Consider the following 8,857-nt stretch of genomic DNA (forward strand, 5'->3'; position numbering starts at 1 on the left):
ATACCGCCCCACTGGGATAAACTTAGGCAGAATTGCCAACCGGACAACTAGGATGACAGAGCGGGGTTTTTAGCTAGGCGCTTGGTGCTCGGAAAAATAGGGATCAGATCTGAAAAACATATTATTAGTAAGGTCTAAAGATGAGTTTTTTGTAGGGACCATGTTTTAGGTAAGAGTATTGGACCGCTTTTGAACGGTACTACTATTTTGCTCAATTACTCTTACCTAAAATAAGTCGTCCCTTGCTACTAGCTACTTCGGTGCTTACGCCGTAAGGCTGGAGGTGGGTTTGCTCTTACCCAATAAGATCTCTTAGCACTTTTCGACCTTATCTCATCTTAATTTTTCCGTGGGTTCAGTGGATTCCGTGGCAAAAATAGGTTTAGTGTTTTTTAGCTAGGCGCTTGGTGCTAGGCGCAGGGCGCTGTTTTTCTGTATACTGGGCGCCACTCTGGGCGCACCTTAATATAATGACAGGGAACAGGCCGTTATGATCCCCAAGATAGATCTGCAGGCGCAGATAACTCCCACCTATTTTGCCTTTCTCGACGCATTAGCCGCCAGTGGCTTTCGCGGCGATATAGAACGTAGCTATGCCAGCAGGTTGGCCGTGGCTACCGATAACAGCGTATATCAGTCTCTTCCGCAGGCGGTGGTATTTCCGCGATCTACCCAAGACTTAAGTATTATGCTGGCCTTGGCTGCCAAAGCGGTCCATCAAGACATTAAGTTTGCTCCCAGAGGGGGCGGTACCGGCACTAACGGCCAGTCGTTAAACAACAATATAGTGGTCGACCTGTCTCGCCACCTTAATCAGTTGCTAAATATTAACGCCGATCAGCGACGAGTACGGGTGCAAACCGGCATGGTTAAAGACCGACTCAATCAGCTAGTGGCACCGCACACGTTATTTTTCTCCCCCGACTTATCAACCAGTAACCGCGCCACCCTTGGCGGCATGATTAATACCGATGCCTCGGGGCAGGGCTCTTTGGTGTACGGTAAAACCTCGGATCATGTGTTGGGCGTCACCGCCGTGCTGGTCGACGGCACCATTATTGAAACCGGCCCAGTAAGTGGCGAAGCACTCGATGCCAAATTAGCCGAAGACAGCCGCGAAGCTGAGCTGTACCGTTGTGTGTATCACAGTGTGCATGACCATGCGGATGAAATAGCCAAGCGCTTTCCTAAGTTAAACCGCTTTTTAACCGGTTACGATCTTAAGCATGTGTACGACAAAGCCAGCCATACCCTAGATCTCACCCGCATCTTGTGTGGATCTGAAGGCTCGCTGGCTTTTATTGCCGAAGCCTGGCTCGATTTAACGCCCATTCCCACTTATCGCACCTTGGTTAACGTTAAGTACGACAGCTTTCAGTCCGCACTGCGCAACGCGCCATTAATGGTAGAAGCCAAGGCGTTGTCGGTAGAAACCGTGGACTCTAAAGTGCTGGGGCTGGCGCGCGAAGACATCGTTTGGCATTCGGTGAGTCACTTAATTGAAGACGTGCCCGGCAAGGTAATGGACGGCCTGAATATGGTCGAATATGCGGATCAAGACGGCGAGGCCCAGCAAGAAAAAGTTACGGCACTGTGCACGCAACTCGATAAGCTAATTGCTAAGGGTGAGGCCGGCATTATCGGTTATCAAGTTTGTGATGACTTGGCCTCTTTAAATCGAATTTACGGCATGCGTAAAAAAGCGGTGGGCCTGCTGGGTAACACCAAGGGGCGCAAAAAGCCCATTGCCTTCGTTGAAGATACTGCCGTACCACCGGAAAACTTGGCCGATTACATTGTTGAGTTTCGGGCGCTGCTAGATGCACACCAACTGCAATATGGCATGTTTGGCCATGTGGATGCCGGGGTGTTGCACGTACGACCCGCGCTAGACATGACCGACCCCGAGCAAGAAGTGATGCTGCGTAAAATTTCCGACAAGGTGAACGCGCTCACGCTTAAATACGGCGGCTTAATGTGGGGCGAGCACGGCAAGGGCTATCGTTCAGAATACAGCCCGGCTTTTTTTGGTGACACCTTATTTACTGAGCTGCGCCGTATTAAGTCGGCGTTTGACCCCTTTAATCGCTTAAACCCGGGTAAGATCTGCACGCCGCTCGACAGCTTAGAGCAATTGGTGTCGGTAGATGACACCAAGCGCGGCTTCTATGACCGACAAATACCCGTGCATGTGCGCGACAGTTACACCCAACCCATGGACTGTAACGGTAATGGCCTGTGCTTCGACTTCGACGTGAATTCACCCATGTGTCCGTCGATGAAGCTAACTGCCGATCGTCGTCATTCGCCCAAAGGCCGTGCCGGTTTAGTGCGGGAATGGTTGCGCCAGTTATCGGCCCAAGGCTTCGACCCTATGGCAGAAGAAGCGGCAATAATGAGTCGCAGTGCCAGCGTAAAAGGCTTGGTTGAGCGAGTAAAATACAGCTGGCAGAAACACCGCGGCGAATACGACTTTTCTCACGAAGTAAAAGAGGCAATGGACGGCTGCTTAGCCTGCAAGGCCTGTTCTAGTCAGTGTCCGATAAAAGTGGATGTACCCACCTTTAGGGCGCGCTTTTTACAGCTTTACCATCAGCGATATCAGCGCCCACCACAAGACTACCTAGTATCTTGGGTAGAGTCTTATACTCCTTGGATGGCCAAAGTGCCGGGGCTGATTAACCCCATAATGAACAACAAATTAGTGCAGGCGAGTACGCGCTCTTTGCTAGGCATGGTTGATATGCCGCAGGTTAGTAACCCGAGCTTGCACACGCTGTTAGAAAAAAGCGCGACTACGGCGTTTGATATGGCCGAGCTTGAGGCGTTAACCGCACAGCAAAAAGCCAAAACGCTGTTGATCGTCCAAGACCCGTTCACCTCTTTTTATGATGCCAATGTGGTGTTCGACTTAGTGCAGCTGGCCAGCAAGCTGGGCTTTAATCCGGTAGTACTACCGTTTAAACCCAACGGCAAACCGGCCCATGTAAAAGGCTTTTTACGACGCTTCGCTGGCATGGCCGCAGATAGTGCGCAATTTTTGAATAATTTGGCGCGGCTAAATATTCCCCTAGTGGGCGTCGATCCGTCATTGGTGCTCTGTTATCGCGACGAATACAACAAGGTACTGGGTGCGGCTCGTGGTGACTTCGAAGTATTACTGCCCCAAGAATGGCTATTACAGCAATTAAGTCATTTACCAGAGCAAGCACCAGCGGGCGAGCCTTGGCATTTATTTGCCCATTGCACCGAAAAAACCGCTCTGCCTACCACCCATCAAGACTGGGGCCGTATTTTTAGTCACTTGGGTGCTAAGCTTGAAGCCGTTCCGGTAGGCTGTTGCGGCATGGCGGGCACTTACGGCCACGAACGCCATCATGCCGAAGGTTCAAAACAGTTATACGCCATGAGCTGGGCGGCACCCATGAGCCAACTACCCCAAGAGCGATGCTTGGCCACCGGCTTCTCGTGCCGCAGCCAAGTAAAGCGCATAGCCGGGCAAAACATCAAACACCCAGTACAAGCGTTATTAACACTGCTGTGAAGGGGCAACCAGCGCCGAGCGCCCGGCGCCAAGCACCCAGCGAAACAAAGAGCAAAGCAGATACCGGGGCGAGCCCGGCAAGACGGCATAGGTCGCCGATTGTTAGTTTAGTTTGTAGCTGGGCGCCGGGCGCTTGGCGCTGTATTTACTCACTACCAAAAAATTAAGGAACAAAAATGGGATTAATATTAAATTTAATTATCGGCGGCTTAGCCGGTTGGATTGCTGGCAACCTGATGAAAGGGCGCGGCTTTGGCGTGCTGGGTAATATTTTACTCGGCCTCGTCGGCGGCTTTTTAGGCGGCATCGTATTTCGCCTCATCGGCCTAGCAGCCACCGGCATCATCGGCTCGCTAATCATGTCCACCCTAGGCGCCGTACTATTGATATACCTAGTGAGAAAAATTAAAGGCTAATAAAATGAGCGCCCGGCACGTGTTTATGTTTATGCCGTCATCCTGACGCACATCAGGATCTCGTACTCAAGCCGTCATCCTGATGCACATCAGGATCTAGCTTTGGGTCTTCAAAAGACAAAACAAGATACCGGAGCGCGTCCGGCATGACGGCATAGGGCAGTGCGTGTTTATGTTTAAGCCGTCATCCTGACGGACGTCAGGATCTCGCTTTCAGCTGTCATCCTGATGCACATCAGGATCTCGAATTTGTTTTTGGCCCTTAAAAGACTAAACAAGATACCGGGGCCGGCCCGGTATGACGGCATAGGGCTGTGCGTGTTTATATTTAAGCCGTCATCCTGACGCACGTCAGGAGCTCGTACTCAAGCCGTCATCCTGATGCACATCAGGATCTCGCTTTGGGTCTTCAAAAGACTAAACAAGATACCGGAGCGCGTCCGGCATGACGGCATAGGGCTGTGCGTGTTTATGTTTAAGCCGTCATCCTGACGTATGTCAGGATCTCGCTTTTGCTATTAGCCTTATAGCTAGAAGTGACTACTCTTCTTTATAGAGCCTTATCAACCTGCGCCCTTATGTCTAAATCCCCCGCAGTATATATCCTCACTAACAAACCTAACGGAACACTGTATGTTGGTGTTACGGGTAATCTTGTACAGCGAATTTGGCAGCATAAAAATCATGAAGTACCAGGCTTTACAACGCGCTATCGCTTAAACAAATTGGTTTACTTTGAAATGCTTGACGATATGTATGCTGCAATATCTCGTGAGAAACAGCTTAAAAACTGGAAAAGAGAGTGGAAGGTCGAGCTGGTAGAGCAAAAAAACGAGCAGTGGCGAGACTTGTGGGATGAGATCGTTGGTTGATTTTTACGATAGGCATGTCATCTATCCCTATCTTTTGATTTATTTTTTATGCCGTCATCCTGACGCACGTCAGGATCTCGTTTTCAGCTGTCATCCTGATGCACATCAGGATCTCGTCCTCAAGCCGTCATCCTGACGCACGTCAGGATCTCGTTTTCAGCCGTCATCCTAATGCACATCAGGATCTTGTCCTCAAGCCGTCATCCTGACGCACGTCAGGATCTCGTCCTCAAGCCGTCATCCTGATGCACATCAGGATCTCGAATTTAGGTTTAGAACCTTCAAAGACAAAACAAGATACCGGAGCACGTCCGGCATGACGGCATAAAAAACAAGATACCGGAGCGCATCCGGCATGACGGCATAAAACAAGATATCGGAGCACGTCCGGCATGACGGCATACGCCAGTGTTTGGTTGTTGGTTTGGTCTGGTTTTTAGCTTGGTGCTTGGGGCTTGGCGCCGGGCGCTGTCACTTCCCGCATTAAAATAACACTAGACATTACCCGCCATTTAGCAGAGAATGCGCCCTCAGCCCAGTTGGGCATGACCTTTTGTGATGTGGGTCACGACTATTTAAGCTTAAACGTGTTGCTTAACGTCGTAATATCCCGCCTATTCGGCATGCTACATGGTGGTTTAACTAACAGATTAGTTAAATTCGCCAAGACCCTGGGTTTATATGTAGCTGCCATAATATGTGCGTTGAAGCGGGTTATATTGCGTTGAACAGGAAGTTAATGCAAATCACGTCCGCGCCAAACGACGCGTTCCCTATTAAGGGTTCGCACGTCCCCTCCATTTGGGCGCGACGACACAAAGTCTGGCAGATCGACATCCATGATGAGAAAGACGGACTGGTATTAGCCAGCTCGATCACCATGGCGGTGTTGAGACAAAAACGGCCAGATTTAGCCTTGTGAATCTTAGTGTGTTACACACTCTGCAAAGGGAAACCCTCACTTATGTGAGCATGGGTTGTCCCTGGCCTTTTACTGTATCAGTCCGCCGACATTCTATTTATTCGGAACTGTTAAATGACAAATTCTACTCTTGTACTTGCTGAAAATGCTCCTGCCTTCACTGAACTGGGTTTAGCGCCTGAAATCTTAAAAGCACTAGCCGACGCCGGTTATGTGACGCCTTCTGCTATTCAGGCTGCCGCTATTCCTACTTTGCTTGAAGGCCGTGACGTTTTAGGCTTGGCACAAACCGGTACTGGTAAAACAGCCGCGTTCGCACTGCCGCTGTTAAGCACCATTACCGGTGGTAATGCAACTCCTCAAGTATTGGTATTAGCTCCAACTCGCGAACTGGCCATCCAGGTTGCCGAGTCGTTTGAAGGCTACGCCAAATATCGTAAAGACATTCGTATTATGTCCATCTATGGTGGCCAAGCGTACGACACCCAAATTCGTGCACTTAAGCGCGGTGTCGACATTGTTGTGGGTACCCCAGGTCGCGTAATGGACCACATGCGTCGTGGCACGTTGAAGTTGGATAATCTGAAAGCATTAGTGCTGGACGAAGCCGATGAGATGTTGCGCATGGGCTTTATCGACGACGTAGAATGGATTTTGGAACAAACTCCAGCTACTCGCCAAATTGCCTTGTTCTCGGCCACTATGCCGCCGGTTATTCAGCGTGTTGCACAAAAATACCTGAACAACCCGAAAGAAGTGCGCATTGAAAACAAAACTCGTACTAACTCTAGCATCAAGCAGCGCTACTGGTTTGTACGTGGAATGAACAAGCACGAAGGTTTATGCCGTTTGGTAGAAACCGAAAAAATGGATGCCATGCTGGTATTCGTACGTACTCGTAAAGACGCCGAAGATCTTGCCGAGATGATGAGCCGCGAAGGCCACGCTTGTGAAGCATTGCACGGTGATATTCCGCAGAAATTGCGTGAAAAAGTAATTGAGCGCCTCAAAAACGGTCGCTTGAACATCTTGGTTGCTACCGACGTAGTAGCTCGTGGTCTGGACGTTGAGCGTATCAGTCACGTAGTTAACTTCGATATGCCACACGACAACGAATCTTACGTACACCGTATTGGTCGTACCGGTCGTGCTGGTCGTGAAGGTGATGCAATTTTGTTTGTTACCGGTCGCGAAAAACGCAGCCTGTACAACCTTGAACGTCATACTCGCCAGCCAATTGAAGAAATGCAGATGCCTTCTGCCGACGAGATCAACAAGATCCGTGCCGAGCGCTTCAAAACTAGCCTGCGTGTTAGTGTAGAAGCCGATGAGAAATCACTGGCACCGTTTGTTGAAATGATCGCGTCATTAGAAGAAGAAGGCTTAGATGCAGCACAGCTAGCAGCCGGTTTGGCTCGTTTGCTGCAAGGTGACCGTCCATTGTTTATGGAAGACCGTCCGCAAGCTGCTCGTCGCCCAGAAGTACGCGAAAGCCGTGACCGTAATGATCGCAACGACCGTAGTGAGCGCGCACCTCGTGCCCCTCGCTCGGGCCGTGACGAAGTTGCCATGGAAACCTTCCGCGTTGACGTAGGCCGTGTGCACGGTGTTAAGCCTGGCCACTTGGTTGGTGCTATCGCTAACGAAGCCGACCTAGAGTCTCGTTTCATTGGTCAAATCCAGATCCATGACGAGTTCTCTACCGTAGACCTGCCACAAGGCATGACGTCGGAAGTGCAAAAGGTACTGCAAAACGTTCGCGTTTGTCAGCGCCCATTGAACTTGGCCAAGTACGAAGGTGGCCCACAGCCACGTCGTGCAAGCTTCCGTCCTAACGACGACCGCAAGCCACGTTCACCACGTCGTACTAACGACAAGCGCTTAAACGGCTAATCACCGCTTAACCGCAAATAGAAAGGCCTGTCGAGCAATCGACAGGCCTTTTTTTATATGTTGCCGTCTTACCGGACGCGCTCCGGTATCTCGCCGTTAAAGATTAAAAACTTTTTTGCCACGGAATACACGGAAGAACACGGAAAAATAGAGATCAGATCTGAAAAGATATTTTATGGGTAAGATCAAGGAGCCCGGGCTAGTGTTGAGTTTTTAGTTATGAATGTTGAGTTAATTGCTTGGGGTGGTCACTTTTCACTCAATATTCAACATTCAACATTCAACATTCAACATTCAACATTCAACATTCAACATTCAACATTCATAACTCAACACTATTCCTCCTCTCCTATCTTAATTTTTCCGTGGATTCCGTGGCAAAATAGGGTTAGGTTTTGATGTCATGTCTCCCTTCACTCTTTAATCAAAGCAGAAATCAAATGCCCCTAACTTGGTCCCAACTAATAGCACAAGAAAAACAGCAGCCTTATCTTCAGCAAACCCTCGAATTTGTTGCACAAGAGCGTGCTGCTGGCAAAGTGATTTACCCACCAGAGCAAGACGTATTTAACGCCTTTAAACACACCGAGCTCAGCCAAGTAAAAGTAGTCATACTCGGGCAAGACCCTTACCACGGCCCCAACCAAGCCCACGGCTTATGCTTCTCGGTGCAGCCTGGTGTAAAAGTACCGCCCTCGTTACGTAATATGTACAAAGAGCTAACCACAGACATACCCGGCTTTATCGCCCCAGAACACGGCTATTTAACCTCGTGGGCAGAGCAGGGCGTGTTAATGATCAACACCGTACTCACCGTAGAAGCTGGCAAGGCACACTCCCACGCCAAACTGGGTTGGGAAACCTTTACTGACAAAGTCATTCAAACCGTCAACGATCACTGCTCCGGTGCGGTGTTTTTACTGTGGGGCAGCCATGCGCAAAAAAAGGGCGCTGCCATAGACCCACAGCGCCACCACATACTCACCGCGGTCCACCCCAGCCCCTTATCCGCCTACCGAGGCTTCTTCGGTTGCCAACACTTCTCCCAAACTAACCAGCTGTTACAACAGCAAGGCAAACAGCCAATAGAGTGGACAAAGCTTTGAATGTTGAATGTTGAATGTTGAATGTTGAGTTAAAAGATTGGAATGGCTCGACTAAAGTAGACACCAGTTTAAGCAGCATTAAGTTGCTGTGCATATGCGTTGGG

5 protein-coding genes are annotated in these 8,857 nt (G+C 49.7%); all 5 read left to right on the forward strand.

What is annotated here, in order from left to right:
* Positions 1 to 490 precede the first annotated feature (490 nt).
* The 5 genes from ydiJ (at position 491) to ung (ending at position 8,753) form a co-directional block, all read left to right on the forward strand.
* The gene (ydiJ, locus tag ACFQ1C_RS03650) at positions 491 to 3,544 is read left to right on the forward strand and encodes a D-2-hydroxyglutarate dehydrogenase YdiJ (protein ID WP_379557177.1); all 3,054 of its coding nucleotides are present in this window, start codon (positions 491 to 493) and stop codon (positions 3,542 to 3,544) included.
* A 176-nt stretch (positions 3,545 to 3,720) separates the two neighbouring features.
* Entirely contained in the window at positions 3,721 to 3,960 is a 240-nt protein-coding gene (locus ACFQ1C_RS03655; RefSeq protein ID WP_379557178.1) for a GlsB/YeaQ/YmgE family stress response membrane protein, read from the forward strand.
* Between the two features lie 578 nt (positions 3,961 to 4,538).
* Entirely contained in the window at positions 4,539 to 4,832 is a 294-nt protein-coding gene (locus tag ACFQ1C_RS03660) for a GIY-YIG nuclease family protein (protein WP_379557179.1), read from the forward strand.
* Positions 4,833 to 5,868: 1,036 nt separating this feature from the next.
* Positions 5,869 to 7,647: a DEAD/DEAH box helicase gene (locus ACFQ1C_RS03665; protein ID WP_379557180.1), complete on the forward strand. Its 1,779-nt coding sequence runs from the start codon at positions 5,869 to 5,871 to the stop codon at positions 7,645 to 7,647.
* 440 nt (positions 7,648 to 8,087) lie between these two features.
* The gene (gene ung, locus ACFQ1C_RS03670) at positions 8,088 to 8,753 is read left to right on the forward strand and encodes a uracil-DNA glycosylase (protein ID WP_379557181.1); all 666 of its coding nucleotides are present in this window, start codon (positions 8,088 to 8,090) and stop codon (positions 8,751 to 8,753) included.
* Positions 8,754 to 8,857 lie beyond the last annotated feature (104 nt).

The sequence above is a fragment of the Oceanisphaera ostreae genome (assembly GCF_042676125.1).
In the GTDB taxonomy this organism is placed as follows: domain Bacteria; phylum Pseudomonadota; class Gammaproteobacteria; order Enterobacterales; family Aeromonadaceae; genus Oceanimonas; species Oceanimonas ostreae.

Coding starts and splice junctions, on each gene's coding strand:
- ung (WP_379557181.1), top strand. CDS start 8,088: ATGCCCCTAACTTGGTCCCAACTAATAGCACAAGAAAAACAGCAGCCT.
- ACFQ1C_RS03665 (WP_379557180.1), top strand. CDS start 5,869: ATGACAAATTCTACTCTTGTACTTGCTGAAAATGCTCCTGCCTTCACT.
- ydiJ (WP_379557177.1), top strand. CDS start 491: ATGATCCCCAAGATAGATCTGCAGGCGCAGATAACTCCCACCTATTTT.
- ACFQ1C_RS03660 (WP_379557179.1), top strand. CDS start 4,539: ATGTCTAAATCCCCCGCAGTATATATCCTCACTAACAAACCTAACGGA.
- ACFQ1C_RS03655 (WP_379557178.1), top strand. CDS start 3,721: ATGGGATTAATATTAAATTTAATTATCGGCGGCTTAGCCGGTTGGATT.